This window comes from Homoserinimonas sp. A520 (assembly GCF_054489245.1).
On sequence record NZ_JBTMWX010000001.1, the window covers coordinates 814331 to 839864 of the forward strand.

The window sequence follows — 25534 nt, forward strand, 5'->3', positions numbered from 1 at the left end:
GTGACCGGTCGCATCGTCGTGTTCGGCGACGTCATCGACGACATCGTGGTGGTTCCGAGCGGTCCCATTCGCGACGACACCGACACCCCGAGTTCGATCTCGCACCGCGCCGGCGGTTCGGCCGCGAACGTGGCGTCCTGGCTCGGTCGGCTGGGTGCCGGTGTCGATTTCGTGGGCCGAGTGGGGGCATCCGATCTGGCCAGGCACGGCGATGTGCTCAACGGGTTCGGCGTGACACCGCACCTCGCCGGGGACGACGAGCGGCCGACCGGAACGATCGTCGTGATCGTCGATGGCGACAGCCGGAGCATGCTGACCGAGCGCGGCGCCAACGACCAACTCAGTGCCGACCAGGTGACGGATGCCCTGCTCGAAGCGGCAGCGCTGGTGCACTTCACCGGCTACAGCATCTACCACGGGCAGAACCAGGATGCGATTGCGCACCTCTTCGACCGAGCGGCAGCACATGGCGCAATTGTCTCCGTCGACCCGGCATCCGCCGGGAGCCTCGTCGATTTCGGCGCCGAGCGGTTTCTCGAGCTGATCGCCGGGGCCGCCGTACTGCTGCCGAACCTGGACGAAGGGCGGGCGCTTACCGGCCTGATCGACCCGAACGCCGTTGTCGACGCGCTCACCGCGCGGTTTCCACTGGTGGCGTTGACGATGGGGAACAGCGGCGTCCTCGTGGGGGAGCGGGGCACGGATCAGGTGCGGGTGGATGCTGTGCGCACCTCCCGGGTGGATCCCACCGGAGCGGGCGATGCGTTCTCGGCCGGCTTCCTCGCCGAGTGGGTGCTCAGCGGCGACGCCGTGGCCGCCGCTCGCGCGGGAACCCGGGTGGCCTCCGAGGCGGTCACGATCGTGGGAGGGCGTCCGCTTTAGGAGGTCGGCGACGCTTCGCTCGCGGGGCCGAGACGCAACTTGGTGCACAGGCGGTTGAGTTCCTGCAGCTCCTCAGCATCGAGTGATCCGCCGACCCTGGCCGTTATGGAGCGCATGTGGCTGGCGGCCACCCGCCGGAACAGGTTGAAACCGGCATCCGTCAACTCGACGATGATGCCGCGCGCATCTCCAGGGTCACTGCTCTTCGCGACCAGGCCGCGTCCGGCCAGGCGGTCGACCATCCGGCTGACGCTCGGCTGGGAGATCAGCATGTGGTCATTCAATTCGCGGATGCGCAGTCGCCGCCCTGGTTGCCGCGACAGGTTGAAGAGCACGTCGTACTCGGTGAGGGTCAACTGGCTCTCCGGGAACTCGGCGTGGAGCTGGCGCATCACCGTGACCTGGGCGCGGAACAGCGCCTCCCAGGCGTCGACTGCCGTGGACTTGTCGCTCATCGGACCTCCCGCGACAACTCTAGGAGGTCGGCGCGGCGAATAGGGCGTTAACGGATTGAGGGCCCGTCGCAGAGGCTAGCGACGGGCCCTCTCCCTTGCACCAAGAGTGTCCTGCAATCACATTCTGCAAAAGCTGCCACAGCAAACAACTTCCGCTGACACCGACTATATAACGGAAAGGTAACGGGCGCTAGTTATCGTTCCGTTATTTTTCTGCGGGTTCATTTCTGCGTGCCACCAGCGCTGGTTTCGCTTGTTGGTGAGCGACGAGGCGCCACCGGTCGTACGCGTTGAGAGGTTCGTGCACTTCGACATACTCCCCGCCAGGGAGCCGGACGATCCGTCCGGTCGCGAAGCCGTGCCTGGCGAGCTCGGCATCCTTCTTCTGCAAGCCCAGGCACACTCGGTGGGTCACCTCGAAGGCGATCGCCGGGGCGACGAGCAAGGCGATCTGGAAGCCGGTGATAACCGATTCCAGGCCAAGCCCGAAGGCCGTTGCGAGGATGTCCGCGCTGGCAGCGCCCCAGAGCACGCCGTAGAAGGTCATCCCTGCCACGCCGATCGAGGTGCGGACGGCGGCGTTCCTGGGCCGGTCGAGGATGTGGTGGTCCCGCCGGTCCTTCGTCACTCGCTCCTCGAGGAACGGGTAGACCGCCACGAGGGCGAGGAACACGCCGACGACGGCGAGCGGCACGATGACGGCGAGCGTCCAGGTGTAACCGAGCCACTCGACCTCCCAATGCGGGGGGACGAGGCGAAGGGCGCCGTCCAGGAATCCGGTGTACCAATCAGGCTGGCTTCCCGCAGTCGCGTTGCCGGGGTCTGACGGCCCGTAGATCCAGGTGGGACTAATGGTCATGGTTGCGGCAATCGCGACGAGAACGCCGACGACCATCGCGAACAACCCGGCAGCCCGGGTGGTCGCATCCGGAACCAGGGGAATCCCGACGACGTTGTCTTCGGCCCTCCCTGATGCTGCGAACTGGGCAGGCTTGTGCAGGTAGGAAGTCCAGGTCCTGCCGACCAGGAGCACCACGAGGCCGGCTGGAACGATCACGACGTGAATCGGGTAGAGGCGCTCGATGATCTGCCCGGGAAACTCACCGCCGAACAGGAGCATGGACGCCCAGGTGCCGATGACCGGGATGCCCTGGGTGATCCCCTGAACAATCCGCAGCCCGGAGCCGGAGAGCATGTCATCGGGAAGCGCGTAACCGCTCCATCCACCGGCCAGGGCAGTGATCAGCAGAAGGAACAGCAGCACCCAACTGGTTCGGCGGGGCCGGCGGAAGCCGCCGGTGAAGAACGTGACCACGAGTTGCATCATGATCGCCGCAGGCAGCAGCAACGCCGCCCAATGGTGGAGCTGGCGAAGTAGCAGGCCGCCACGAACCTCGAACGAGATGTTCATGGTCGACTCGAACGCCCTGGACACCTCCATACCGTTCAGCGGCGCGTAACTCCCGCGATAGGTGACGAGCTCGCCCGACGGTGTGTAGAAGAACATCAGGATGAGCCCGGAAACGAACAACACGGCAACGGACGCGAACGCGACCACGCCGAACAGGTTGCTCCAGTGAAGGGGAACGCGGCGGCCACTGAGTTCGGACACCATCGGGGCGAGCCTGCGTGCAAGCATGGTTGTGCGAAAGCGTGCGGATGCCCGCTCCGTCAGCGAGCCGTCTCCCCGTCGGCTCTTGTTCAGTGTTGTGCTCATGCCAACCTCCCTCGAGTCTCATTAATAAAGACTCCGCAGGCATCCGTTCTGTGACATCGGGCAGTCTCTGTGTCACAGAAAGCCGGTGTGATTCGTCTTAGCTGTCGAGAGCGATCGGGAGATGGAAGGGTTTTGTGATGCGAGTATTCGTGGCGGGTGGTACCGGCGTGATCGGGAGTCGGGTGGTGCCGCGCCTCATTGCCGGCGGTCACCAGGTGACCGCGACGACAACGAGTCCAGGCAAGGTGGACTTCCTTCGGCGGCTGGGTGCCGACGCCGTCATCATGGACGGCCTCGATCCTCTGTCAGTCGGCGAGGCGGTGGCGGAAGCGCAGCCGGATGCGATCGTGCACCAAATGACCGCAATTGCCCCGGTACACGCAGGCAAGCCCGACATCAAGCACATGGACCGGTGGTTCGCGCAGACAATCCGGCTGAGGACCGAAGGTACCGACCACCTGCTGGCTGCCGCCGCGGCCGCCGGCGCGTCCACTTTCGTCGCCCAGAGCTATGCCAGCTGGAACGGGATCGGTGAAGGGGGCTGGGTGAAGACCGAGGAGGACCCGCTGGCTTTGCATATCGGGACAGCGGCCGAGAAGGGGATGGCGACGATCCGGTACCTGGAGGACGCCGTCCTGCGGGCCGGTGGCGCCGTGCTGCGTTACGGCTCACTCTACGGACCCGGTGCCATCGACGACCAGGTCGAACTCGTGCGCAAACGGCAGTACCCGCTCATCGGTCAGAGCGCCGGGTACAGCTCTTGGGTGCACCTCGATGACGCGGCCAGTGCTACCGTTTTGGCTGTGGAACAACGCGCTACCGGCGTTTTCAACATCGTCGACGACGAACCTGCACCCGCCAGGGAGTGGCTTCCCTATCTGGCAAAATCAGCCGGCGCGAAGCGGCCGATGCGCGTGCCGGTCTGGCTGGCGCGACTGCTGGTCGGAGACGTGGCGGTGATCATGATGACCGAAGGCCGGGGGTTCTCCAACGCCAAGGCCAAACGCGAACTCGGATGGACGCTTAGCTATCCGTCGTGGCGTCAAGGGTTCAAGGAAGAGCTATCGTGACCCGCGTCCATGAGTTCGAGGAGCTGCGCCCGCTGCTGTTCGCGATCGCGTACCGAATTCTCGGCAGCGTGGGCGAGGCCGAGGACGCCGTGCAGGAGACCTGGCTGCGCTACGACTCATCCGCGACGACACCCACATCGACCAAGGCATTCCTGTCAGCCGTGGTCACCCGGATTTCGATCGATGTGCTGCGCTCGGCCCGCTTCCGGCGGGAGCAGTACGTGGGGGAGTGGTTCCCTGAACCGCTGCTCACCGACCCCTACGAGGACCCGGAGAGGTCGGCGGAGTTAGCCGACTCCGTGTCGATGGCGGCGCTGCTACTGCTCGAGCGACTGAGCCCGCTCGAACGCGCGGTCTTCGTCCTGCGCGAGGTATTCGCATTCGATTTCCCCGAGATCGCGTCGGCGGTGGGCCGGTCCGAGGCTGCCTGCCGGCAGCTCGCAGTGCGGGCGCGGGACCACATGGACGCGGGACGGCCGCGGTTCGATGCGGACCGACGGGATCGCGATGAGCTGGCCGCCCGATTCTTCGATGCGCTCCGGAATGGCGACGTCGACGGCCTCCAGGAACTGCTCGCCGCGGATGTCCAGATGGTCGGCGACGGTGGCGGAAAGGCCCCGCAGTGGGCCAGAGGTGTCTTCGGCGCCGCGAAGGTGGCCAAGGTGCTGGGCACGAACCTCCCGTGGTTCTTCCGGATCGGGGGGCAGATAGAGACACACGAGGTGAACGGTCAGCCGGGCGCGATCTTCCGCGACCGCAACGGCAAGGTGCTCAACATCTGGGCGCTTGACGTGCTCGACGGGCAGATCCAGGCGATTCGCACGGTACTCAATCCGGACAAGCTCGGGCATTTGGGCCCGGTGGCGGACGCGTGGGCGGTCCTCCGGGAGGCGAATGAGGCGCGCCGGTCGACGGATTGAAACCGGGCCCGGGCGACGGCTGACCACTCTGGATAATGGAACATCCGCGTGCCGGCAAAAGGAGTATCGTTGCGCCGTGCTTCACACACGGCGGATGGGCCGGCTAGTTTCCAAGCGTCCACATCTGCAACCGGCTCAGGCCGTTGTCACCGGTTTCGGCACAGCCATAACCATCGGCACCGCACTCCTGTTATTGCCCGTGGCCCGGGTAGGTCCGGGCGGCGCCACCCTCATGGAGGCACTGTTCACCGCGACCTCTTCGGTGTGCGTGACCGGCCTCACCGTCGTGGACACCGCCACATATTGGACGCCATTCGGCCGCGTCGTCATCCTGCTGCTGATTCAGGTCGGTGGCCTGGGCATCATGCTGTTCGCCTCCCTCATCGGGCTGAGCATTGCCCGCAAGCTCTCGGTGAGGTCCCGGCTGACGGCCGCAACCGAAGCGAAAACTCTCGGCCTCAGCGATGTCACCGGTCTCATCCTCGGAATCCTGCGCATCACCCTGATGGTCGAGGCGGTGGTCTTCGTGTTCCTGACCATCCGGTTCTGGCTCGGCTACGGACATCCGATCGGGGAAGCAGCCTGGTTCGGACTCTTCCACTCGGTGTCGTCGTTCAACAACGCGGGGTTCTCGGTCTTCAGCGACAACCTCATGGGGTTCGCCACCGACCCGTGGATCTGCCTGCCCATCTCCGCCGCCGTCATCCTCGGCGGAATCGGCTTCCCGGTGATCATGCAGCTTCGACGCGAGTTCCGCCGTCCATTGCATTGGTCGATGAACACCAAGCTGGTGCTCTGGGGCACCCTCGTCCTGCTGGTCGGCGGTGCCGTTTACACCTGCCTCCTCGAATGGTCGAACCCGGGCACCTTCGGGCCGATGCAACCGGCCGAACGAATCCTCGCCGGCTTCTTCCACTCGGTGCAGACCCGGACGGCCGGATTCAACAGCGTCGACGTGGGCCAGATGCATCCGGCAACCTGGCTCGGGAGCGATGTGCTGATGTTCATCGGGGGAGGCCCTGCCGGGACCGCCGGCGGAATCAAGCTGACCACCTTCCTGGCGTTGTTCTTCATCATGTACACCGAGCTCCGCGGGGAGGGTGCGGTCAATATCTTCGGCAAGAGGCTCTCCCGTTCGGTCCACCGCCAGGCGATCACCATCGTGCTCCTCGCCGTCGCCGCCGTGATCACGGCCACCGCGGCGATCATGATCATCACCCGACTGGACCTCGACAATGTGCTCTTCGAGGTGGTTTCCGCCTTCGGAACGGTCGGACTATCGACCGGGATCACCGCCGACCTCCCGGTCGCGGCGCAGGCGATCCTGGTCGCCCTCATGTTCCTCGGCCGTCTCGGCCCGCTCACCCTTGGCAGCGCCATCGCGTTGCGTCAACGCAAGATCCTCTACGAATACCCGAAGGAAAGGCCCGTCGTTGGTTAAGTCACTCTCCACCAAGCGCGGATCACGCATCGCCGAGGCAGACTCCGTCGTCGTTATCGGGTTGGGTCGGTTCGGCACCTCCCTGGCCCTGGAATTGATGGCCGCAGGCACGGAGGTGCTCGGCATCGACTCCGACGAGGAGATCGTTCAGTCGCTCAACGGCCAGCTGACCCATGTCGTGCGATCGGACTCCACCAATGAGGAGGCATTGCGACAGCTCGCCGTACACGAGTTCGATCGGGCAGTCGTCTCCATCGGCACGGATATCCAGGCCAGCATTCTCACCACCTCCCTCCTGATCCGGATGGAGATCCCCGACATCTGGGCCAAGGCTGTAAGCGATGCGCATGGCCGGATCTTCGAGCAATTGGGCGTGAAGCACGTCATCTACCCGGAGAAGGACATGGGCCGGCGGGTCGCGCACCTGGTGCGCGGGGCGGCCCAGGATTACATCGAGATCGACCGGGATTTCGCCATCCTCAAGATGAGCCCGAACAGCCTCGTGCTCGGGGTGCCCCTCGGCGAGAGCCACATCCGATCCCGGTACGGGGTCACCGTGCTCGCGTACAAGCGAGAGGAAGGCGCCTGGAAGAACGCTGACCTGTCCACTGTGCTGCAGGAGGGCGACACCATGCTGGTGTCCGGCCCGATCCTCAAAGCCGAGGCATTCGGGCAGCTCCGCTGAGGCGTTCCGGGGGGTAGGCGCGGACTCCTTCAAGCCCAGCTTCGACTACAATGGTCTGTATACCGGTGGGAATACCGGGCGTCGTGTGCCCCAGGGGCCGACCGCAGACATCCGTCAACCAGAAGAGGTCAACCATGTTCGATGGCATCACCACAGTTCCGACACCGGTCAACGAGCCGGTCTTCTCGCACGCGCCAGCCTCCGCCGAGCGAGCAGAACTCGATGCGGCCATCAAGGAGATGACGTCGAAGCAGCAAGACTTCCTGATGACCATCGGCGGCGAGAAGCGCCGTGGAGGTGGCGAAGACGTCAAGGTTGTGCAGCCGCACGACCACCAGAACGTCCTCGGCACCATGGGAAGCACCACCGAGAAGGACGCACAAGACGCCGTCGCGGCAGCCAAGGCGGCCGCCCCCGAGTGGGCCGCCATGCCGTTCGACGAGCGGGCCGCCATCATTCTGCGCGCCGCCGACAAGCTGTCCACCACCTGGCGTGCACGGATGAACGCCGCCACGATGCTCGGCCAGTCGAAGACGATCCAGCAGTCCGAGATCGACGCCATCGCCGAGATGGCCGACTTCTGGCGCTTCAATGTGCACTACGCGCAGCAGATCATGTCGCAGCAGCCGATCAGCCCGACCGGCCAGTGGAACCGCATGGACTACCGCCCGCTCGACGGATTCATTTACGCGATCACCCCGTTCAACTTCACCGCCATCGCCGGCAACCTTCCCACGGCCCCCGCGATCATGGGCAACACGGTGGTGTGGAAGCCGTCATCCACCCAGATGCTCGCGGCAGACCTCACGATGCGTCTGCTCGAAGAGTCCGGCATGCCACCGGGCGTGATCAATATGGTCACCGGCCGTGGCAAGTCGGTGTCGGATGTCGTGCTCGCCGACAAGGGACTGGGTGGCATCCACTTCACCGGCTCCACCGGCGTGTTCCAGGGCCTTTGGTCTGAGGTGGGCGCGAACATCGCGAATTACGCGACCTACCCGCGCCTGGTGGGCGAAACCGGAGGCAAGGACTTTATCGTCGTTCACCCGAGTGCTGACCCCGAGCCGCTCAAGACGGCGATCATTCGCGGTGCATTCGAGTACCAGGGCCAGAAGTGCTCGGCCGCCTCGCGCGCGTACATCCCGCGTTCGATCTGGAACTCCATCAAGGACGACCTGATCGCCGAGGTCGACGCTCTCTCCATGGGCTCGGTGCTGGATTACTCGAACTTCATGGGAGCCGTCATCGACGACCGCGCGTATGCACGCGTTACCGGCGCGATCGACCGCGCCAAGGCGAAGGACACTGCGACCGTGCTCGCCGGCGGCACCTACGACGACTCTGAGGGCTATTTCATCCGCCCGACGATCATCGAGAGCAGCGACCCGAAGGACGAACTCTTCGTCAACGAGTACTTCGGCCCGGTCATCGCCGTCTACGTGTACGAGGATGACGCCGACTTCGATGCGTTGCTCACCATGGTGGACGAGGCCTCGCCGTACGCGCTGACCGGAGCCATCTTCGCCCGCGACCGCAAGGTGGTTCACCACATGGCGAGCCGTCTGCGTGGCACCGCCGGCAACTTCTACATCAACGACCGGCCCACCGGCTCCGTTGTCGGCCAGCAGCCGTTCGGCGGCGGCCGGGCATCCGGAACGAACGACAAGGCAGGCTCGATGGCGAACATGATGCGCTGGACCAGCCCGCGGTCGATCAAGGAGACGTTCAACGCTCCGACCGACCACCGCTACCCGCACATGCAGTAACCCGTCAAGGCTGGTCGAGCTTGTCGAGACCCCGCCAGCGACGTGGGGGCTCGACGAGCTCGCCTGGTTTCGACAGGCTCAACCCGCTTAACGCTCGACCAGCTGAAGCTCTCCTAGAACAAGTCGGGCGACGGCGTGCTCGTGTGCCGCACCGAGACATCCGCGTGCCGGTCGAAGCGGTAGCCGACACCACGAACCGTGCGCACGATGTCCTCATAGCCGCCCAGCTTGGAACGCAGCCGGCGCACGTGCACGTCGATGGTGCGCTCGTTCGGCGCATCGTCGGTGTCGTCATCCCACAGGTCGGCGATCAGCTCGGCACGATGAATGGTGCGGCCCTCCCGCAACACCAGGTACTGCAGCAGCTCGAACTCCTTGTAGGTGAGCCCGGCCGGCTGGCCGTCGAGCGAGACCTGCTTGCGGGTCAGATCGATGACGACACCGCTGCGGTACTCTTCGACGGCTTCCGGCTCCTGCTGGCGGTGCCTGGCCAGGGCGGACGGATCCTGCAGTGCGAGTCGCACCACGTCGACGTCCCGGCCGCCGGCGCCCAACGGCGCCAGGGCGACGGCAGCATGCGTCTCGGCGGTCGGCACGAGCTCAGCGGTCAGTTTCTTGAGAGCGGCGACCAGCTGGCCGAGGTCGACGCCGGCGGAGGCCGCCTTGAACTCGTCGACACCGACGTAGAGCACGAAGCCGCGCGCCTCGGTCCCGGTCGGGATGGCACGGATGCGCGGGGCGGTCGGCTCTGCGACAGGCGCGGCTGGCAGGGCTACTGCGGTGAGGTGTGAGGTGGACGGTCGGACAAGGTCAATGGTTGCGAGCGACATGAGTCGAATTCCTTAGGAGGGGTGAAGGGCCTCTAATGATGAGGGTGTGATCCTTCGGGGTACTTCAGACGTGCGGTGAGGATCGACGCTCGGTATGAGGAGCGGCAACCCGGAGTTCAGCCCCGGTGATACTCGGATGAAGAGCGTCAGCGGAGGGATGGACTCGGCTAAGGATTGGGCCGGTTAGGCACACATTCGACAACACATGACGGCACTGCTGCGCGGCATCATCATGCCGGCATCCCTCGAAGCCTCAGGCGAGGTCGGGGCGTGCGCGAATGTAGTCATGAATCGAGTATCGGTTATGCACCCGCAAAAAATCAAACTCGACCCGGATGCCGGCCGAAAATCAGACCGTGCCGTAGAGGCGGTCGCCGGCGTCGCCGAGCCCCGGCACGATGTAGCCGTGCTCGTTGAGCCGCTCGTCGAGGGCGCCCAGCACGATGGTGACCTCGCGACCAGCGGTTGCCTTCTCGACAGCCTCCAGCCCCTCGGGTGCGCCCAGGATGCAGACGGCCGTCACATCCTGCGCCCCCCGCTCGAACAGGTAGGCGATGGCGGCATTCAGCGAGCCACCGGTGGCGAGCATCGGGTCGAGCACGAAGCACTGGCGGTTGGACAGGTCGTCGGGAAGCCGCTCGGCGTAGATATCGGGTTGCAGGGTGGTCTCGTTGCGCACCATCCCGAGGAACCCGACTTCCGCGGTCGGCACCAGCTTGACCATTCCCTCCAGCATTCCGAGCCCGGCGCGCAGGATGGGCACCACGAGGGGGCGCGGCTGGCTGATGGCGAGACCGGTGGTCGGTCCGACCGGGGTGACGATGTCGACTGGTTCGGTGCGCACGTGTCTGGTGGCCTCGTACGCCAGCAGGGTGACCAGCTCTTCGGTCAGCGCCCGGAAGGTCGGCGACGGTGTGCGCTTGTCCCGGAGCACTGTGAGCTTGTGCGTGATGAGCGGATGGTCGGCAACGTGGACTCGCATAGGCTTAAACCTAGCTGAGGGAGGGATGTGCGAGTGGCTGGTATTCCTGCGCTGTACTCACAGCGGATGCGTGAGGCGATTGAGGATGCATCCGTCACCGCCTCGTCGGGCGACGTTCCGGTCTCCGCCCTCGTGCTGGACAGTGAGGGCAACACCATCGGTGTCGGCCGGAACGAGCGCGAGCTGCGACAGGACCCGACCGCGCACGCTGAGATCCTCGCACTCCGTGCCGCCGCTGAGGTGACCGGCGACTGGCGCCTGGAGAACACGACGCTGGTGGTCACGCTCGAGCCGTGCCCGATGTGTGCTGGCGCGATCCTGGCAGCGCGCGTTCCCGTGGTCGTGTTTGGCGCCTGGGATGAGAAGGCAGGGGCGGCCGGCAGCGTCTACGACCTGCTCCGCGACCGTCGGCTGCCGCACCGGGTTGAGGTGTTCGCAGGCGTCGAGGCCGAGGCCTGCGCGAAACTGCTCACCGACTTCTTCGAGGCGAAGCGCTGAGCATGCCCACTCGCGACGACCGCTCGAGGGCGGTCAGTCGGTGCCGCGGATGACGAACTTGTCGGTCGGCGGGTTGAACTCGTTCGGCGGCACGTAGACATCCGGCTCGATGTAGATCACGCGGGCGGCCGGGACGGCCTCGCGGATGCTGTGCTCCAGGGCGTTGATGCTGATTGCGACATCTGCCATGCGGGCGTTCTTGCCGAACGCGACCTTGGCGGCGACCATCAGTTCTTCCGGCCCGAGGTAGAGCGTCTTCATGTGGATCAGCGCCTCCACCTTCTTGTGTCCGTTGATGGCGTCGCGGATGGCATCCGAATCAGCGACGCTGGCGCCCTCGCCGACCAGGAGGCTCTTCGTCTCGATTCCGAGGATGATCGCCACCAGAACGAGCAGCACACCGATGCAGAGGGTGCCGATCGCATCCCACATCGCATTGCCGGTGATGATGGTCAGGCCGACGCCGCAGAGAGCGAAGAGGAGCCCGAGCAGGGCTGCGATGTCTTCGAGCAGCACGACGGGCAGTTCCGGCTGCTTGGCGTGGCGCACGAACTGCACCCAGCTCTGCTTGCCACGCACGTGGTTGGACTCGATGACGGCCGTGCGCAGCGAGAACGACTCGAGGATGATCGCGATGACCAGCACCACGATGGGCAGCCACGGCACATCCAGCGGGTGTGGATGAACCAGCTTGTTGTAGCCCTCGTAGAGGGAGAAGACGCCGCCGACGCTGAACAGGATGATGGAGACGACGAAGGCGTAGACGAAACGTTCGCGACCGTAACCGAACGGATGCTCCCGGTCGGCTTTGCGCTTGGCCATCTTGCCGCCCAGCAGCATCAGGGCCTGGTTGCCGGCATCCGCCACGGAGTGAACACCCTCGGCGAGCATGGAGCTCGAACCGGAGAAGAATGCGGCGATGAACTTCGTGACCGCGATGCCCGAGTTCGCGAGCAGCGCCGCGATGATTGCCTTGGTTCCGCCGGAAGCGCTCATGTTTCAATCCTAGGTCGCGACCGGAACCTAAGATAACGGGATGACTGTCACACTCCCCGCGATCGCAGTTCTCGGCGCAGGTTCCATGGGTGCGGCCATCGTGCACGGGTTGCTGAAGCGCAACGTCGAGGTGGTCGGCGGCATCCGCGTCACCAACCGCACCGAGGCGAAGGCGGCGCTTCTCCGCACCGGAGGCGTCGTCTCCCTGGCTTCGGAGACCGACCCGAACGCCAACCGTGCCGCCGTGGACGGTGCCAGGATCGTGCTGGTCGCGGTGAAGCCGGCACTGGTCGCCGGTGTGCTGAAGGAGGTGGCGGATGCCCTGGCGCACGACGCGATCGTGGTGAGCGTCGCTGCGGGTGTAACTACCGAGACGATGCAGTCACTGCTGCCGGCCTCGGTGGCCGCCGTGCGGATCATGTCGAACACGCCGACCGGTGTTGGGCTCGGCGTCACGGCGATCGCTGGAGGAAGCCGCGCCACTCGCGACGATGTCGACCTCGTGTCGCAGGTGTTTGCCGCGGTCGGCGAGGTGATCCTGCTTCCGGAGGACAAGCTCGACGCCGTTACGGCACTCTCCGGCACCGGCCCGGCGTACGTCTACTACGTGATCGAGTCGTTCACGAAGACGGCGATCGACATGGGGTTCACCGCGGCGGAGGCCGAGAAGCTGGTGATCGGGACGTTCCGAGGGGCGGTCGAGCTGCTGCGGGTGTCCGGGCTCGCGCCGGAAGAGCTAAGGCGCCAGGTGACCAGCCCGGGCGGGACCACCGAGCGGGCGATCGCCTCGCTGGAGGAGTCCCACCTCAAGCAGGTCTTCAGTGACGCGATCGCCGCCGCCGCCGCGCGCTCGCGAGAGCTGGCGTCCGGCCAGTAGGGCTACTGGGAAGCGAACTTCTCGATCGAAGCGGATGTCCCGCTCACGATGATCAGGTCGTGGTTGGAGATGACGGTGTCCGGGGTGGCGTAGGTGAACTCCTTACCTGGCGACTTCACCCCGACCACGGTCAGCCCGTACTTCTTGCGGAGCGCTGACTCGGTGAGCGTCTTCCCGTGGATGGGCTTCGGCGGGTACATCTTCACGATCGCGAAATCGTCGTCGAACTCGATGAAGTCGAGCATCCGCCCCGATACCAGGTGGGCGACCCGCGTGCCGGCCTCCGCCTCGGGGTAGATGACGTGGTTGGCACCGATGCGGGCCAGGATCTTGCCGTGCGACTGGCTGATCGCCTTCGCCCAGATCTGCGGCACCTTCAGGTCGACCAGGTTCGCGGTGATGAGCACGCTGGCCTCGATCGATGAGCCGACGGCGACAACCGCGATGGAGAAGTCCTGCGCGCCGATCTGCCGCAGGGCGTCGATGCTGCGCGCATCCGCCTGAACCGCGTGCGTGACCCGCTCCGACCACTTCTGCACCAGGGCGGGACTCTCGTCGACGACGAGCACCTCGCGGTCGAGGCGGTCGAGCTGCCCCGCCGTCGCCGCGCCGAACCGGCCCAGCCCGATGATGAGCACCGGGGCGTCATGGGGAATCCTGTCAACCAACGATGGGCCTCTCTTCCGCTCGTCTGAACAACTGCCGGCGCTGGCTAGCCGCCAGTGCCGCGGCCAGAGTCACTGTACCAACGCGCCCGGCCCACATCGTGGCCGAGAGGATGTACTTTCCGGCGTCGGGGAGGCTTTCGGTCAGTCCGGTACTGAGACCGCAGGTGGCGAACGCGGAGATGACGTCGAAGAGAACGAAATCGAGGGGCGCCTTGGTCAGCTGGAGCAGGGCGATCGATGAGGCCGCGACGATGGTCGCGCCCCACAGCGTCACGCTGACGGCCAGCCGGAGTACGTCTGGGGGGAGGCGGCGTTGAAATGCCTGCATGTCACTGTCCCCGCGAGCTTCGGCGAAAGCGGCCAGGAACAGCACCGCGAGCGTCGTCACCTTGATACCACCGGCCGTGGATGCCGACCCTCCTCCGACGAACATGAGCATGTCGAAGACAAGCAGGGTCGACCCGTTCAACTGGGAGACGTCGACGGTGGAGAACCCGCCCGAGCGGGTCATCACTGACATGAAGGTGGCGGTAAGCGGCCGGGCGGCGCCATCCTGGCCGCCCAGCGTTGCCTGGTTGTTCCACTCGAGCAGCAGCATCGCGAGCGCGCCCAGCACGATGAGGCCGATGGTTGTGACGAGCGTGAGCTTCACGTGCACCGAGAGGCGGCGCGGGTTGCGCCATCCGCGGGCCAGCGCGAAGATCACCGGGAACCCGACGCTGCCCAGGAAGACGGCGATGGCGAGAATGGTCAGCATCCACGGGTCCGTGGTGAACGGTGCCATGCCCTCCGGGTTCGGGGTGAAGCCGGTGTTGGTGAAGGCGGATGCCGCGTAGTAGAAGCTCTGCCAGGCGGCCGACCACAGGTCGAATCCGGCGATCAGCAGGCGGGGAAACACGACGGCGGCGACGACCAGTTCGATGATGAGCGCGCTGATGGCGACGGTGGCGAGCAGTCCTCCGATCTCGCCGAGGCGGATGGCCTGCGACTCGGAGACCGGCCCGTGGTGGATGCGTGAGGGGTTGGTGTCGCTCGCCGCCATCAGGCGGGTGCGCAGGCCCAGCCGGCGCGAGACGACGAGGCCCATGATGCTTGCCAGGGTCAGCACGCCGATGCCGCCGACCTGCAGGCCGACCAAGATGGCGACGTTGCCGAAGGTCGACCAGTGGGTCGCCATGTCGACTGTCGTGAGTCCCGTGACGCAAATGGCCGAGACGGCCGTGAACAGCGCATCCGCGAGAGGCGTCGCCGATCGGTCCGCGGATGCGATCGGCAGCGAGAGCACGAGCGTCAGGATCACGATGAGGGAGGTGAAGATCAGGATAGCGAATCTCGCAGGCGACGCGCTCGCGACATCATCCACCATGTCCCGGAAGCGCCTCCGCGGGGAAGCCTGCCTCACCGGCTTGGTCGGCATCGGTGTCCTCTGTGTGTGCTGTGTTGCCATGTCTATGGCAGCTTGACATGGTACTCCTCGGCGGGGCGCATTAGCCTGTTGCCATGGCCGACATCTTTGACGTAGTTTCAGACCCCACCAGGCGCGACCTGCTTCAGGCGCTGCTGGAGCGGTACATCGCACCGGGGTCGGATGCGGGGGAAATCAGCGTTGGCGAGTTGGTCACCACCCTCGGGCTGAGCCAGCCGACCGTGTCGAAGCACTTGCGGGTGCTCCGCGACTTCGGCCTGGTCAGCGTGCGCGACGAAGGGCAGCACCGCTATTACACGCTCGACGCTTCCCCGCTGGAGGCGATCGAGGACTGGATCATTCCCTTCCTGAGCGCCGACTTCGATTCGTCCGCCGAGAAGTCCGCAGTGTTCTCGGCGTGGGCCGGTGCCCAGCTTCCTGCCCCGCTGCGCCGGGCGACCGAGTCCCTGCAGCATTCGGGTGAGGCCGGCGCCGCTGTCGGACGTGCCGTGGCGGATGCGACCTACCAGGCTCGCAGTGCCATCGAGGATGCGTCGCACGACCTGGAACGCCGGGTCATCAAGCCGATCAAGAAGAAGCTCAAGAAAGACTGACTTCTGGACAGCCAGTCACTTCTACCCCTAGAGTTACGAATTAGCACTCCAGTAACACCCGAGGCGGGGTGCATGGCGTCACCGGTGCCCTCACCGCTGGCCCACAGAGACTAAGGACCAGCACATGGCACGCGATCTTTCAGAGGTTCGTTTCCTCACGGTTGCTGAGGTCGCCGACATGATGCGGGTGTCGAAGATGACCGTGTACCGCATGGTGCACGCCGGCGAGCTGCCGGCCATCCGCTTCGGTCGCTCATTCCGGGTCCCGGAGTCGGCTGTCGCCACCGCCATCGACTCCCACATCGCCGAAGGCGACTCCGCCGTAGGCTGACCAGCCGGGGCGCACTCCACGCAGTGATCGCCCCGCGAATAGTGGTGCCTCCGGTATCGAGTACACTTGGCGGAGGCAATTTCTCCGCGGTTCTGAACGGACCCGGTCATCCGTTCAAGTCAGTGAAGCCAATAGACATGAGGTACGTATGGGTTCCGTAATCAAGAAGCGCCGCAAGCGTATGGCGAAGAAGAAGCACCGCAAGTTGCTTCGCAAGACCCGCCACCAGCGTCGCAACAAGAAGTAGCGCCGCAAGCATGAGCGTCTGGCCTTCGGGTCAGGCGTTTTTTGTTTGCTAAGCCTTCGCGCGCTTTCCGTCGCGGATGACGCGTCGGCGGGCGGCACGGATGCTCGACTTGTTGAGTCTCAGGATGGACCAGCCCCGCAGCTTCGCGTGGCGCATGAGGCTGGCGTCCGGGTTGACCACCACCCGGTTGCCGGCCAACTCGAGTAGGGGAATGTCGTTCTCGGAGTCCGAGTACGCCCAGCAGTCCCGCAGGTCGGCGCCCAGCCGGGAGGTCAGCTCCTCGGCCGCGACCGCCTTTCGCTCTCCGTGGAGCACCTGGCCCACCAGCCGGCCGGTGAAGCATCCGTCGACCGTCTCCAGCATGGTGCCGATGGCGCCCGTCAGTCCGAGGCGTTCGGCGATGACGGATGCGATGTCGATCGGCGTCGCGGTGATGAGCCAGACCTCGTGGCCCTTGCTCAGGTGCTCCTGCGTGAGACCGACCGTCTCCGGCCACAGACGCTTCTCGATGGCCTTGTCGAAAATGGACTCCGCCAGCTCCCTGACTTCGGCGGCAGAATGCCCGCGGGCGAGCCCGAGTGCGCGCTCGCGCACCAACTCCAGGTGCTTGCGGTTCTCGCCGACCGCGATGAACCTGGCCTGCTGCCAGGCGAAGCGCAGGATGTCCCGCAGCTTCAGGTAGCCGCGGCTGTACGCCCCCCGACCGACGTGGTAAATGCTCGCGCCGCGCATCAGCGTGTTGTCGACATCGAAGAACGCGACAATCGGCCTGGCAGCTGCCGGGACGCTACTGGACTGCATCGCGCCATGCTACTGGGTGTCGGCGATTACGCTGGGAGGCGTGACCACCGCGACGCTGACTCTCATCGGCAAGCCGGGCTGCCATCTCTGCGATGACGCCCGCGAAGTGATCGCCGCCGTGGTCTCCGAGCTGGAGGGCGTCGCATCCGCCCCCGCTGTTGTCGTGACGGAGGTTTCGATCCTCGATGACGCCGAACTACACGACAAGTACGCGGAGGAGATTCCGGTGGTGCTGCTGAACGGTGCGGTGCACAACATCTGGCGGGTCGACCCGGGCCGCCTGCGAGCCGCGCTCATGGAGGCTTAGCCCATGCTCAGGCACATTGTTTCGTGGAAGCTCAGCGGAGCAGACGTGTCCGAGGTGGATGAGCAGGTCGAGCGCATCGCCCGCGACCTGGAGTCCCTCGACGGTCGGATCCCCGAGATCATCAGCATCCGCGTGGTGCGCAACGTGGTGAACCCTGGCCAGAACTTCGACGCCGCGGTCATCGCGGACTTCGAGAACGCGGATGCCCTTCGCGCCTACATCGCGCATCCTGACCACGTCGAGGCCTCAGCCTTCCTGAAGTCGGTAACCGTTCAGCGGGCCTGCGTCGACTTCGAGGTGTAGTCAGTCCTGTCGCTTGGCTGCGGCCTCCGCTTCGGCGCGCGACTCGTAGACGGGTTCGTCGAAAACGGACGCGAGCTGCTCGCCCGGGGCGATCAGCAGCAGGTCCGTCGGTTCCTCAGCCGAGGCGAAGTCTTCGGCGACCAGCGGCTCGTTGTTGAGGTGGACCGTGACCAGACCGCTGCCGGTCTCCAGGGTGTCCAGCTCGAGTGCGGTCAACGGCTTGCCGCCGGCGCGCTCGATCAGCGCGGTGACGGCAGCGCCGACCCCGCGGCCACCGGAGAGGAACGCCTTCTCGTCGAGCACGGTGTAGTCGTAGCGCGTGCGTACCGTGAAGGTGAGCTCGTTCTGGTCTTCTGCCGGCTCGTCATCCTCATCCTCAAACAGCTCGTCGAGTGCGTCCCCGTAGGCGGCGACGGCATCCCACAGTTTGCGGTCGAGGTCTTCCAGGGCGGGGCCGTCCGCCTCGGAAACCTGATCGGCATCCTTGGCAATGAGGTCGATGTGCTTTCGCAAAATGCCGATGAGGGTCTCGCCCGCGTCGACTGCTGAGCGCGTCATTTCGTTCGTCATCCGCTCACGGTACCACCCGAGATTGTCCAGCAATCTTCCAGTCCCGCGGCCTACCCTCGGGCCTTGTGCCGCCAGGTGCGAATGGATTCCTGCGGCGTGATTCCCATGGCCCCCACTCATCGCGTGCCCCAGCCAAGCGCCACCGGACTGTGGTCTGGTGTCACGTCACACCGCGCCTTCCGCACGCTCTCCTGGGGCGCCGCCGTTGCCGCCTTCGCCCTGGTGGCGGTGTTCGCCGTCGTGCCCACCGCGCCGCACCTGTCGTCGGCAGCGGATGATGCGCAGCGCCATAAAGAGGTGCAGACCCTGGTCGCCGTGAGCCACGTCGCAATCCCGGAGGTGAAGCGCGACGCCTTCCACGTGACTCCTGGGCGAACCACTTTCATCAACGGCGGAACCAACCACGACTGGGCGAAGCTGGTGCTGCTGAACGGCGGATGGCCGGTCACCGACAACAACGTCACGGTGATCACCCGCTGGATGCGCCAAGAGAATTACATCGACACCTGGTGGAACCGCAACAACCCGCTGAACAACGGATGGGGGTCAGGAGGTGGCGGAGGCCTGGGCAGCTACCCCACCCTGGTCGTGGCAGCGGAGAATGCAGCCGAGGCGCTGAACACGCATCCGGGCTATCGCGACATCGTCGCCGCCTTCGCATCATCGGCACCGCCCGAGGTCACCGAGGCTGCCATCTGGGCATCACCGTGGGCGAGCGGCCACTACGCGAACGGGTCGCATTGGCACTACACGCCGGTGCCGGTGGTGAAGGCGCCGGCCGGAGCGTGGTGAAGCTGTCTCAGTTGTCGAGTTCGACCAGGGAGGCGTCCGCGGCATTCTTGCGGATCGACTCGATGCCATTCTTCGCTGACGCTTTCGAGGAGTAACCCTCCGAAGACAGGGCGATCACCTCACCGTTGCCGGCCTTCAGGCGGAAACGGTATTCGCCGCCTTTGTCTGTGTACAGTTCGAACTTTCCGGCCATGTTGGAGCTCACTTCCCTCGGCACTGATCGGCGACCGCATGGCCACTGGTCTCAATATACGAACCAGGCGACTATTTGTCACCCGAATGAGGGACATTCATTAGGGCAGCAGGCGGGTCGGTCCGCGGAACAGGAAGGTGGCCTCGCGCAGGTTGGGCAGGCCCAGCATGAGCATCAGCACGCGCGACAGTCCCATGCCGAATCCACCGTGCGGCGGCACCCCGTAGCGGAAGAAGTCGAGATAGAAGTCGAGTTCCTCCGGCTCGAGGCCCTTCTCCTTGGCCTGCTCGACCAGCACATCGATGCGGTGCTCGCGCTGCGCCCCGGTGGAGATCTCCACCCCGTTCAGGATGAGGTCGTAGCTGTTGGTGAGCGCAGCATCCGCCTCATGACGCATGTGATAGAACGGGCGGATGCTCGAGGCATAGTCAGTCAGGAACACGAAGTCGTGCCCGAACTTCTCCTGCACGTAGGCGGCGATCTGGCGCTCGCCCTCCGGGTCCATGTCGTCATCGTGGCGGGGAACCTCGTAGCCGCGCTCGGCAACGATGCGCTTCGCCTCGGCGAGCGGGATGCGCGGGAACGGCGTGGTGGGAACGGTCAGCTCGATGCCGAAGAGGGCTTCGATCTCGGCGCCATGCTTCGCCTTGACCGCGGTGTAGCCGGCGACCATGAGCTCCTCGTGCAGCTTCATGACGTCTTCGTGGCTGTCGATCCAGCTGATCTCCGAGTCGACGCTGGTGAACTCGGTCGCGTGGCGGCTGGTGAACGACGGGTCGGCGCGGAACGCCGGCCCGATCTCGAACACCTTGCCGAAGCCGGCCGGCTGCGCCATCTGCTTGAAGAACTGCGGGCTCTGCGCCAGGTACGCCTTCGTGTCGAAGTACTCGACCTCGAACAGCTCGGCGCGCGACTCGCTGGCGCTCGCCATCAGCTTCGGCGTGTGGATCTCGATGAAGTCGTTCTCGACCCAGTACGTGCGCCAGGCGTGCTCGAGCGTGGTCTGGATGCGGAACAGCAGGTTGTTCTTCGGCACCCGCAGGTCGAGGAAGCGCCAGTCCATGCGCTTGTCGACTCCGGAGTCGTCGGCGATCGGAGTCTCCGGGATGGCGTGGGAGGCCACGTCGAGGTCGTCCAGCTTGATCTCGACGCCGCCGAGCTTGACCCGCTCATCGTGCTTGAGTTCGCCGGTCGCGGTGAGGAAGCTGCCCTGCGAGAGGGCGGAGATCTCGTCGGCCAGCGCATCCGGTGCCGGGGTGCCGTCCTCGTTGAAGATGCGCGGGTGCACCAACTGCACCGCGCCGGACTCATCGCGCAGCACGACGAACTGCACCTTCTTCTGGTCGCGCACGGTGTCAACCCAACCGGACACGCTCACGGGGCCGTCGGATGCTGCGGCCAGGTTCTTGATCAGGGTGCGTTCGCTCACGCCCCCCATCCTAAACGGGCACCCCTCCACGCCCAGACCGCCTCGATTCACGTACGAGCAGGCAGGGAGGGAGAAGGGAACGGCTCGGGTGGGCCGGGCTTCTATGGGCGGAGCCGTTCCCTTCTTCCTCCCGGCCGGCCACCTGAGCCCGCCACCTGAGCACGGGCCAATCGCCCAGCAGGGATTACCTAGACTGGTGGGGTGCCTGCTTCCCTTGTCCACCTCGTTCGCCACGGTGAGGTTCACAACCCCGACGGCATCCTTTACGGGCGCATCCCCGGCTACCACCTCTCGGAGCTGGGGCACCGGATGGCGGCCGCCGCCGCCGACCAGTTGGCCGGGCATCCGGTCACTGCGTTGTATGCGTCTCCCCTGCAGCGCGCGCAGGAGTCCGCGAAGCCGTGGGCGGATGCTTTCAGCCTTGAGATTGTCACCGACGAGCGCCTGATCGAGCCGAACAACAAGTTCGAGGGCAAGAAGTTCGAATTCGGTCCGCAGGTGCTGACCAAGCCGCAGTCGTGGCCGTGGATCCTGAACCCGTTCAAGCCGAGCTGGGGCGAACCGTTCACCAGTGTCGCCGACCGCATGCTCGCAGTGATCGAGGATGCCCACTCGTCTGTCGACGACGGCGAGGTCGTCCTCGTCAGCCACCAGATGCCGATCGTGATGGCGCAGCGGTTCCTGTCCGGTCGCAAGCTCTACCACGACCCCCGCAAGCGCCGCTGCTCGCTGTCGAGCATCACCACCCTCGCCCTCCGCGACCCGGCGGAGGAAGGACCAAGGTTCACCGAAGTGAACTATCAGGATCCGGCGGCAGAGTTGTTGGCCCAGTCCATCGATTTCGGAGCGGTATGAGGTTCCCTGTGAAGGCCGGTGCGCTGGCACTGATTCTGGCTGTCACGCTGAGCGGATGCACGAACGACCCCCTCGCGGAGCAGTACGGGGGCGAGGGCACCAGCTACGAGTCCGAGGATGGCGCGTTCAGCGAGTTCGGCCCGGCCGACCGCGGCGAGCCGGTCGTCTTCGAGGGCACGACGGACACCGGGATGACGGTCTCTAACGAGGACTACGCCGGTGAAGTGCTGGTCGTGAACTTCTGGTACGCCGAGTGCGCCCCGTGCCGGGCTGAAGCGCCCGACCTGCGAGACCTGTCGCTGAAGTACGAGGGCAACGGGGCATCCTTCCTCGGAATCAACACCGTCAACGAGGCCGAGAGCGCCCTGGCGTTCGCGCGCAAGTTCGACATCAGCTACCCCTCGATCATGGATGCGAACGAGGGCACCGCACGCCTGGCCTTCGCCGGCCACGCGCCGCCGAGCGCCGTGCCGACCACGCTGGTGCTCGACAAGGAGGGCCGGGTGGCTGCGCGGTTCCTCGGGCAGGTCATGGCTCCGTCGAGCCTGGACACGATCATCCGCGAGCTCATCGCTGAGGACCTCTAGTGGGCTCTCTCAGCGAGATTGTCTTCGGCGGCAACCTCCTGCTTGCGCTGCCGATAGCCATGCTCGCCGGGCTGGTCTCGTTCGCCTCGCCCTGCATCCTGCCGCTGGTTCCCGGATACCTCGGCTACGTGGGCGGGTTCGCCGGTGACGGGGACAAGGCTGATCGTCGCCGCCTGCTCCTCGGCGTCTCGCTTTTCGTGCTCGGCTTCAGCCTCGTTTTCGTGGCGTTCGGGGTGCTGTTCGGCGTAGCCGGGCTACTGCTCACGCAGTGGCTCGACCTGATCACCCGCATCGCCGGCGTCATCATCATTGTGATGGGGCTGGTGTTCATCGGCATGTTCGGGCGGATGCAGCGGACCATCAAACCGCGGTGGAAGGTTGCCACCGGTCTTGCCGGTGCACCGTTCCTCGGCATCGTGTTCGGGCTCGGCTGGGCACCGTGTGTCGGGCCAACCCTGGCTGCAGTGCTGGCGCTGAGCCTGAACGGCGGCTCCCCGGCGCGCGGAGCACTGCTGGCGGCTCTCTACTGCCTGGGCCTCGGCATCCCATTCCTGCTGGTCGCCCTCGGCTTGAACTGGGTGACCGGCTCAGTAGCCTGGCTGAAGCGACACATCCGCGTGGTCAACATCGTCGGCGGGGCGCTGCTCATCCTCGTCGGCCTGCTCATGGTGAGCGGGCTGTGGACCCTTTTCATCTCGAGCCTGGGGTCGGTGATCAACGGTTTTGTCCCGGCCATCTGATCACATCGACTCCCCGCCACCCGCCCCGAAGGGCGACGGGGTCACGCAGCCCAGACTCGATTTCCTGGGATACCTGAGATTCTTCTGGCGCCAGCTGACCAGCATGCGCACCGCACTCTTCCTGCTGCTCCTGCTTGCCATCGCGGCCGTCCCCGGATCGCTGGTTCCCCAGCGCGGCGCCGACCCGAACGGCGTGGTGAAGTACTTCGAGGACAACCCCGACCTGGCTCCCATCCTCGACAACCTGCAGGCGTTCGACGTCTACACCTCGGTGTGGTTCTCGAGCATCTACCTGCTGCTGTTCCTGTCCCTGATCGGATGCGTCATCCCGCGCACCATGCACCACCTGAAGGCGCTGCGTACCCCGCCGCCGAAAACCCCAGCGCGGCTGGACCGCCTGGCCGGCTTCACAACGATCGATGCGCCGGAAGCCGATGCGGCATCCGCTATCGACTCTGCCCGCACCCTCCTGCGGAAGAGCGGCTACCGGGTGCGCCTGTTCGACGGCCCGCAACTGTCGGTGTCGGCGGAGCGCGGCTACCTGCGCGAGTCCGGAAACCTGGTGTTCCACACCGCGCTGATCGGCGTGCTCGCATCCGTCGCCATCGGCGGAGGCTTCGCCTACAGCGGCCAGAAGGTTGTCGTCGAGGGGCAGCCGTTCGTCAACGTGCTCGCCGACTACTCGTCATTCAACCCTGGGCGGTTCTTCGACGAGAGCGCCCTCGTGCCCTACCGCATGGTGCTCGACGATTTCAGCGTGAACTACGAGCGCGAGAACTTCAACGCCTACGGCTTCCCGACCGACTTCACGGCGGATGTCACGGTGCACGTCCCGGGGGATGACAGCTACCAGGACCAGGTGAAGGTCAACCATCCGCTGCACATTCTCGGCAACGAGACCTACCTTCTGGGCAACGGCTACGCGCCGCACATCACGGTCACCGACGGTGAGGGCAACGTCGCATTCAGCGGCACCGTGCCGTTCCTCTCCCAGGATGCCAATATGACCTCGATCGGCGTGGTCAAGGTTCCGGATGCCGTACCGGAACAGCTCGGACTGGTCGGCTTCTTCTACCCGACGGCGGAAGAGTTGGAGACGGGCGCGTTCACCTCCGCCTTCCCCGACCTGCGTGACCCGCTCCTCACCTTCAACGTGTTCACCGGCGACCTCGGCGTCGACGACGGGATCCCGCGCTCGGTGTACGCGCTCAACACCGACGAGATGACGCCGATCGCCGGCCGCGGAACGGATGTTCCCGCGATCCAGTTGCGACCGGGGGAGGCGGTCGAGCTTCCGGGCGGCGTCGGCACCGTCACCTTCGACGACCTCAGCGACACCTCCGTGGACGGCACCAGTGTTCCCCGGTTCGCCTCGTTCGACATCCACCGCGACCCATCCCAGGGCTGGGTGCTGGCCTTTGCGATCCTGGTCGTTCTCGGGCTGCTCACCGCGCTATTCGTTCCCCGCCGCCGCGTCTGGGTGAAGGCGATCGAGCAGGAGGACGGCGGCATCCGCCTGGAGTATGCAGGACTCGCCCGTGGAGACGACCCGACTCTCGATGCTGCAGTGGCGGACCTCGCCGCGCGGCATGCCAAACAAATGAAGAATTAGGCTGTTCACCGTGATGGAAACACTTGACACCTACTCGCTCGTGGCGATCTACTCGGCGATGGGCGTGTACACGGTCGCCTTCGTCATGTTCGCGCTCGACCTGGCGAAGCGGTCGGCCCGTGTTCCGGCGGTTGCCGCCTCCGTCGGGCAGCTGGCCAACACCAGGGGAGTGGCCGCAACCCTGGTCACAACGGACGCCGAGCCGGTGGTGCCGCGCTACAAGTTCGAGCGGATCGCGTTCGCGCTGGTCGTGCTCGGCTGGGTGCTCCATGTCGCCGGCACAGTGCTGCGCGGAGTCGCCCAGGGCTTCGTCCCGTGGGCCAACATGTTCGAGTTCTCGCTCACATCATCCGCCATCGTCGTCGGGGTGTTCATCATCATCCAGCGGTGGCAGGAACTGAAGTTCCTCGGCGTCTACATCACCGGATTCGCGCTCATCACCCTCGGCGTCGGCACCGTCAACTTCTACGTGCCGGTGAAGCCGCTGCCCGACGCCCTCGACTCGTACTGGCTGATCATCCACGTGTTCGTCGCGTCACTCGGCACCGCCTTCTTCGCTCTCGGCGCCGGCGTCTCCATCGCGCAGTTGCTGCAGGCCAGGCGGGAGGCCGGCAAGAAATCCCTCGCCCTGCTGAAGACGCTGCCGGATGCCGTGAAGCTGGAGAACCTCGCCTACCTGGTCACCGTGGTCGGGTTCGTCTTCTGGACCTTCACCCTCATCGCCGGCTCGATCTGGGCGGAGCGCGCCTGGGGACGGTACTGGGGCTGGGACACCAAAGAGGTGTGGACCTTCATCATCTGGGTGATCTACGCCGGGTACATCCACGCGCGGGCGACCCGCGGGTGGCGCGGGGCACGATCGGCGTGGCTGGCGATCATCGGATTCTCAGCGGTCATGTTCAACTACACCGTGGTGAACCTCTTTTTCAAGGGGCTGCACTCGTACTCGGGCCTGTAGGCC

General features: G+C 65.5%; 30 protein-coding genes. 19 read left to right on the forward strand and 11 right to left on the reverse strand.

The features are described from left to right. Window positions 1-882, forward strand: a complete 882-nt coding sequence (locus ACX3PH_RS04165; protein WP_459089670.1) for a carbohydrate kinase family protein — start codon at window positions 1-3, stop codon at window positions 880-882. Here ACX3PH_RS04165 and ACX3PH_RS04170 read toward each other — a convergent pair. After that, a complete protein-coding gene (locus tag ACX3PH_RS04170) occupies window positions 879-1337 on the reverse strand; it encodes a MarR family winged helix-turn-helix transcriptional regulator (RefSeq protein ID WP_459089672.1) in 459 nt (152 codons plus the stop codon). The genes ACX3PH_RS04165 and ACX3PH_RS04170 overlap by 4 nt on opposite strands. A gap of 205 nt (window positions 1338-1542) precedes the next feature. Further along, entirely contained in the window at window positions 1543-3054 is a 1512-nt protein-coding gene (gene qcrB / locus ACX3PH_RS04175; RefSeq protein ID WP_459089674.1) for a cytochrome bc1 complex cytochrome b subunit, read from the reverse strand. Window positions 3055-3191: 137 nt separating this feature from the next. On the opposite strand from qcrB, the gene ACX3PH_RS04180 reads away from it, so the two are divergent. The 5 genes from ACX3PH_RS04180 (at window position 3192) to pruA (ending at window position 8936) form a co-directional block, all read left to right on the forward strand. Continuing rightward, window positions 3192-4124, forward strand: a complete 933-nt coding sequence (locus ACX3PH_RS04180; RefSeq protein ID WP_459089676.1) for an NAD-dependent epimerase/dehydratase family protein — start codon at window positions 3192-3194, stop codon at window positions 4122-4124. Beyond that, on the forward strand, window positions 4121-5044 hold the full coding sequence (locus ACX3PH_RS04185) for an RNA polymerase sigma-70 factor (RefSeq protein WP_459089678.1): 924 nt from the start codon (window positions 4121-4123) through the stop codon (window positions 5042-5044). The genes ACX3PH_RS04180 and ACX3PH_RS04185 overlap by 4 nt, the downstream gene beginning before the upstream one ends. Window positions 5045-5138: 94 nt before the next feature. Then, window positions 5139-6485 (forward strand): TrkH family potassium uptake protein, encoded by a 1347-nt coding sequence (locus ACX3PH_RS04190; RefSeq protein ID WP_459089832.1) that lies wholly within the window; start codon window positions 5139-5141, stop codon window positions 6483-6485. Then, complete coding sequence (locus tag ACX3PH_RS04195; protein ID WP_459089680.1) at window positions 6478-7170, forward strand: potassium channel family protein; 693 nt, start codon at window positions 6478-6480, stop codon at window positions 7168-7170. The genes ACX3PH_RS04190 and ACX3PH_RS04195 overlap by 8 nt, the downstream gene beginning before the upstream one ends. A gap of 134 nt (window positions 7171-7304) precedes the next feature. Next, the gene (gene pruA / locus ACX3PH_RS04200) at window positions 7305-8936 is read left to right on the forward strand and encodes an L-glutamate gamma-semialdehyde dehydrogenase (RefSeq protein ID WP_459089682.1); all 1632 of its coding nucleotides are present in this window, start codon (window positions 7305-7307) and stop codon (window positions 8934-8936) included. A 113-nt stretch (window positions 8937-9049) separates the two neighbouring features. Here pruA and ACX3PH_RS04205 read toward each other — a convergent pair whose 3' ends face one another. Continuing rightward, on the reverse strand, window positions 9050-9766 hold the full coding sequence (locus tag ACX3PH_RS04205) for a winged helix-turn-helix domain-containing protein (protein ID WP_459089684.1): 717 nt from the start codon (window positions 9764-9766) through the stop codon (window positions 9050-9052). 349 nt (window positions 9767-10115) lie between these two features. After that, window positions 10116-10748: a uracil phosphoribosyltransferase gene (upp, locus tag ACX3PH_RS04210; RefSeq protein ID WP_459089686.1), complete on the reverse strand. Its 633-nt coding sequence runs from the start codon at window positions 10746-10748 to the stop codon at window positions 10116-10118. A 66-nt stretch (window positions 10749-10814) separates the two neighbouring features. Between upp and ACX3PH_RS04215 the strand changes: the two genes are divergently transcribed. Beyond that, entirely contained in the window at window positions 10815-11246 is a 432-nt protein-coding gene (locus tag ACX3PH_RS04215; protein WP_459089834.1) for a nucleoside deaminase, read from the forward strand. Between the two features lie 33 nt (window positions 11247-11279). Here ACX3PH_RS04215 and ACX3PH_RS04220 read toward each other — a convergent pair whose 3' ends face one another. Continuing rightward, window positions 11280-12242, reverse strand: coding sequence for a cation diffusion facilitator family transporter (locus tag ACX3PH_RS04220; protein WP_459089688.1), 963 nt, complete (start codon window positions 12240-12242; stop codon window positions 11280-11282). A 40-nt stretch (window positions 12243-12282) separates the two neighbouring features. Here ACX3PH_RS04220 and proC point away from each other — a divergent pair, with 40 nt between their 5' ends. Next, window positions 12283-13119, forward strand: coding sequence for a pyrroline-5-carboxylate reductase (gene proC, locus ACX3PH_RS04225; RefSeq protein ID WP_459089690.1), 837 nt, complete (start codon window positions 12283-12285; stop codon window positions 13117-13119). Between the two features lie 2 nt (window positions 13120-13121). Here the strand turns inward: proC and ACX3PH_RS04230 are convergent, their stop codons facing one another. Both ACX3PH_RS04230 and ACX3PH_RS04235 read right to left on the reverse strand, forming a co-directional pair. After that, window positions 13122-13787: a potassium channel family protein gene (locus tag ACX3PH_RS04230; RefSeq protein ID WP_459089692.1), complete on the reverse strand. Its 666-nt coding sequence runs from the start codon at window positions 13785-13787 to the stop codon at window positions 13122-13124. Then, on the reverse strand, window positions 13780-15204 hold the full coding sequence (locus tag ACX3PH_RS04235) for a TrkH family potassium uptake protein (protein WP_459089695.1): 1425 nt from the start codon (window positions 15202-15204) through the stop codon (window positions 13780-13782). The genes ACX3PH_RS04230 and ACX3PH_RS04235 overlap by 8 nt, the downstream gene beginning before the upstream one ends. Before the next feature lie 83 nt (window positions 15205-15287). On the opposite strand from ACX3PH_RS04235, the gene ACX3PH_RS04240 reads away from it, so the two are divergent. From ACX3PH_RS04240 to ACX3PH_RS04250, 3 genes are all read left to right on the forward strand, one after another. Beyond that, window positions 15288-15806, forward strand: a complete 519-nt coding sequence (locus tag ACX3PH_RS04240) for an ArsR/SmtB family transcription factor (protein ID WP_459089697.1) — start codon at window positions 15288-15290, stop codon at window positions 15804-15806. A gap of 124 nt (window positions 15807-15930) precedes the next feature. After that, on the forward strand, window positions 15931-16137 hold the full coding sequence (locus ACX3PH_RS04245) for a helix-turn-helix domain-containing protein (RefSeq protein ID WP_459089699.1): 207 nt from the start codon (window positions 15931-15933) through the stop codon (window positions 16135-16137). Window positions 16138-16285: 148 nt separating this feature from the next. Further along, complete coding sequence (locus ACX3PH_RS04250) at window positions 16286-16384, forward strand: 30S ribosomal protein bS22 (RefSeq protein WP_003792170.1); 99 nt, start codon at window positions 16286-16288, stop codon at window positions 16382-16384. A 48-nt stretch (window positions 16385-16432) separates the two neighbouring features. Here the strand turns inward: ACX3PH_RS04250 and ACX3PH_RS04255 are convergent, their stop codons facing one another. Beyond that, on the reverse strand, window positions 16433-17185 hold the full coding sequence (locus ACX3PH_RS04255; protein WP_459089703.1) for an HAD family hydrolase: 753 nt from the start codon (window positions 17183-17185) through the stop codon (window positions 16433-16435). Between the two features lie 40 nt (window positions 17186-17225). On the opposite strand from ACX3PH_RS04255, the gene ACX3PH_RS04260 reads away from it, so the two are divergent. Next, complete coding sequence (locus ACX3PH_RS04260) at window positions 17226-17492, forward strand: glutaredoxin family protein (RefSeq protein ID WP_459089705.1); 267 nt, start codon at window positions 17226-17228, stop codon at window positions 17490-17492. Window positions 17493-17495: 3 nt separating this feature from the next. Next, window positions 17496-17795, forward strand: coding sequence for a Dabb family protein (locus ACX3PH_RS04265; RefSeq protein WP_459089707.1), 300 nt, complete (start codon window positions 17496-17498; stop codon window positions 17793-17795). Here ACX3PH_RS04265 and ACX3PH_RS04270 read toward each other — a convergent pair whose 3' ends face one another. Beyond that, window positions 17796-18365 carry a hypothetical protein gene (locus ACX3PH_RS04270; RefSeq protein ID WP_459089709.1) on the reverse strand — a complete coding sequence of 190 codons (570 nt, stop codon included), beginning with the start codon at window positions 18363-18365 and terminating at the stop codon, window positions 17796-17798. 123 nt (window positions 18366-18488) lie between these two features. Between ACX3PH_RS04270 and ACX3PH_RS04275 the strand changes: the two genes are divergently transcribed. Then, on the forward strand, window positions 18489-19157 hold the full coding sequence (locus tag ACX3PH_RS04275) for a hypothetical protein (RefSeq protein WP_459089711.1): 669 nt from the start codon (window positions 18489-18491) through the stop codon (window positions 19155-19157). 7 nt (window positions 19158-19164) lie between these two features. Here the strand turns inward: ACX3PH_RS04275 and ACX3PH_RS04280 are convergent, their stop codons facing one another. Then, the gene (locus ACX3PH_RS04280) at window positions 19165-19350 is read right to left on the reverse strand and encodes a YegP family protein (protein WP_459089713.1); all 186 of its coding nucleotides are present in this window, start codon (window positions 19348-19350) and stop codon (window positions 19165-19167) included. Between the two features lie 100 nt (window positions 19351-19450). Further along, on the reverse strand, window positions 19451-20779 hold the full coding sequence (aspS, locus tag ACX3PH_RS04285; RefSeq protein ID WP_459089715.1) for an aspartate--tRNA(Asn) ligase: 1329 nt from the start codon (window positions 20777-20779) through the stop codon (window positions 19451-19453). 201 nt (window positions 20780-20980) lie between these two features. On the opposite strand from aspS, the gene ACX3PH_RS04290 reads away from it, so the two are divergent. From ACX3PH_RS04290 to ccsB, 5 genes are read left to right on the forward strand one after another with little or no spacing between them, the layout of a single operon-like run. After that, window positions 20981-21634, forward strand: coding sequence for a histidine phosphatase family protein (locus ACX3PH_RS04290; RefSeq protein WP_459089717.1), 654 nt, complete (start codon window positions 20981-20983; stop codon window positions 21632-21634). Then, the gene (locus tag ACX3PH_RS04295) at window positions 21631-22221 is read left to right on the forward strand and encodes a TlpA family protein disulfide reductase (protein ID WP_459089719.1); all 591 of its coding nucleotides are present in this window, start codon (window positions 21631-21633) and stop codon (window positions 22219-22221) included. The genes ACX3PH_RS04290 and ACX3PH_RS04295 overlap by 4 nt, the downstream gene beginning before the upstream one ends. Continuing rightward, window positions 22221-22961: a cytochrome c biogenesis CcdA family protein gene (locus tag ACX3PH_RS04300; protein WP_459089721.1), complete on the forward strand. Its 741-nt coding sequence runs from the start codon at window positions 22221-22223 to the stop codon at window positions 22959-22961. Before ACX3PH_RS04295 ends, ACX3PH_RS04300 begins: the two co-directional genes overlap by 1 nt. Next, a complete protein-coding gene (resB, locus tag ACX3PH_RS04305) occupies window positions 22945-24573 on the forward strand; it encodes a cytochrome c biogenesis protein ResB (protein WP_459089723.1) in 1629 nt (542 codons plus the stop codon). Before ACX3PH_RS04300 ends, resB begins: the two co-directional genes overlap by 17 nt. A gap of 13 nt (window positions 24574-24586) precedes the next feature. After that, a complete protein-coding gene (ccsB, locus tag ACX3PH_RS04310) occupies window positions 24587-25531 on the forward strand; it encodes a c-type cytochrome biogenesis protein CcsB (protein WP_459089836.1) in 945 nt (314 codons plus the stop codon). Window positions 25532-25534 lie beyond the last annotated feature (3 nt).

Bases quoted from the DNA above. Each gene is read 5' to 3' on its own strand.
- ACX3PH_RS04265 (WP_459089707.1), top strand. From the start codon at position 17,496: ATGCTCAGGCACATTGTTTCGTGGAAGCTCAGCGGAGCAGACGTGTCC.
- ACX3PH_RS04270 (WP_459089709.1), bottom strand. From the start codon at position 18,365: ATGACGAACGAAATGACGCGCTCAGCAGTCGACGCGGGCGAGACCCTC.
- ACX3PH_RS04190 (WP_459089832.1), top strand. From the start codon at position 5,139: ATGGGCCGGCTAGTTTCCAAGCGTCCACATCTGCAACCGGCTCAGGCC.
- ACX3PH_RS04250 (WP_003792170.1), top strand. From the start codon at position 16,286: ATGGGTTCCGTAATCAAGAAGCGCCGCAAGCGTATGGCGAAGAAGAAG.
- ACX3PH_RS04205 (WP_459089684.1), bottom strand. From the start codon at position 9,766: ATGTCGCTCGCAACCATTGACCTTGTCCGACCGTCCACCTCACACCTC.
- ACX3PH_RS04240 (WP_459089697.1), top strand. From the start codon at position 15,288: ATGGCCGACATCTTTGACGTAGTTTCAGACCCCACCAGGCGCGACCTG.
- ACX3PH_RS04220 (WP_459089688.1), bottom strand. From the start codon at position 12,242: ATGAGCGCTTCCGGCGGAACCAAGGCAATCATCGCGGCGCTGCTCGCG.
- ACX3PH_RS04235 (WP_459089695.1), bottom strand. From the start codon at position 15,204: ATGCCGACCAAGCCGGTGAGGCAGGCTTCCCCGCGGAGGCGCTTCCGG.
- ACX3PH_RS04255 (WP_459089703.1), bottom strand. From the start codon at position 17,185: ATGCAGTCCAGTAGCGTCCCGGCAGCTGCCAGGCCGATTGTCGCGTTC.
- ACX3PH_RS04170 (WP_459089672.1), bottom strand. From the start codon at position 1,337: ATGAGCGACAAGTCCACGGCAGTCGACGCCTGGGAGGCGCTGTTCCGC.
- ACX3PH_RS04180 (WP_459089676.1), top strand. From the start codon at position 3,192: ATGCGAGTATTCGTGGCGGGTGGTACCGGCGTGATCGGGAGTCGGGTG.
- ccsB (WP_459089836.1), top strand. From the start codon at position 24,587: ATGGAAACACTTGACACCTACTCGCTCGTGGCGATCTACTCGGCGATG.
- ACX3PH_RS04295 (WP_459089719.1), top strand. From the start codon at position 21,631: ATGAGGTTCCCTGTGAAGGCCGGTGCGCTGGCACTGATTCTGGCTGTC.
- qcrB (WP_459089674.1), bottom strand. From the start codon at position 3,054: ATGAGCACAACACTGAACAAGAGCCGACGGGGAGACGGCTCGCTGACG.
- ACX3PH_RS04245 (WP_459089699.1), top strand. From the start codon at position 15,931: ATGGCACGCGATCTTTCAGAGGTTCGTTTCCTCACGGTTGCTGAGGTC.
- ACX3PH_RS04280 (WP_459089713.1), bottom strand. From the start codon at position 19,350: ATGGCCGGAAAGTTCGAACTGTACACAGACAAAGGCGGCGAATACCGT.
- upp (WP_459089686.1), bottom strand. From the start codon at position 10,748: ATGCGAGTCCACGTTGCCGACCATCCGCTCATCACGCACAAGCTCACA.
- pruA (WP_459089682.1), top strand. From the start codon at position 7,305: ATGTTCGATGGCATCACCACAGTTCCGACACCGGTCAACGAGCCGGTC.
- proC (WP_459089690.1), top strand. From the start codon at position 12,283: ATGACTGTCACACTCCCCGCGATCGCAGTTCTCGGCGCAGGTTCCATG.
- ACX3PH_RS04215 (WP_459089834.1), top strand. From the start codon at position 10,815: ATGCGTGAGGCGATTGAGGATGCATCCGTCACCGCCTCGTCGGGCGAC.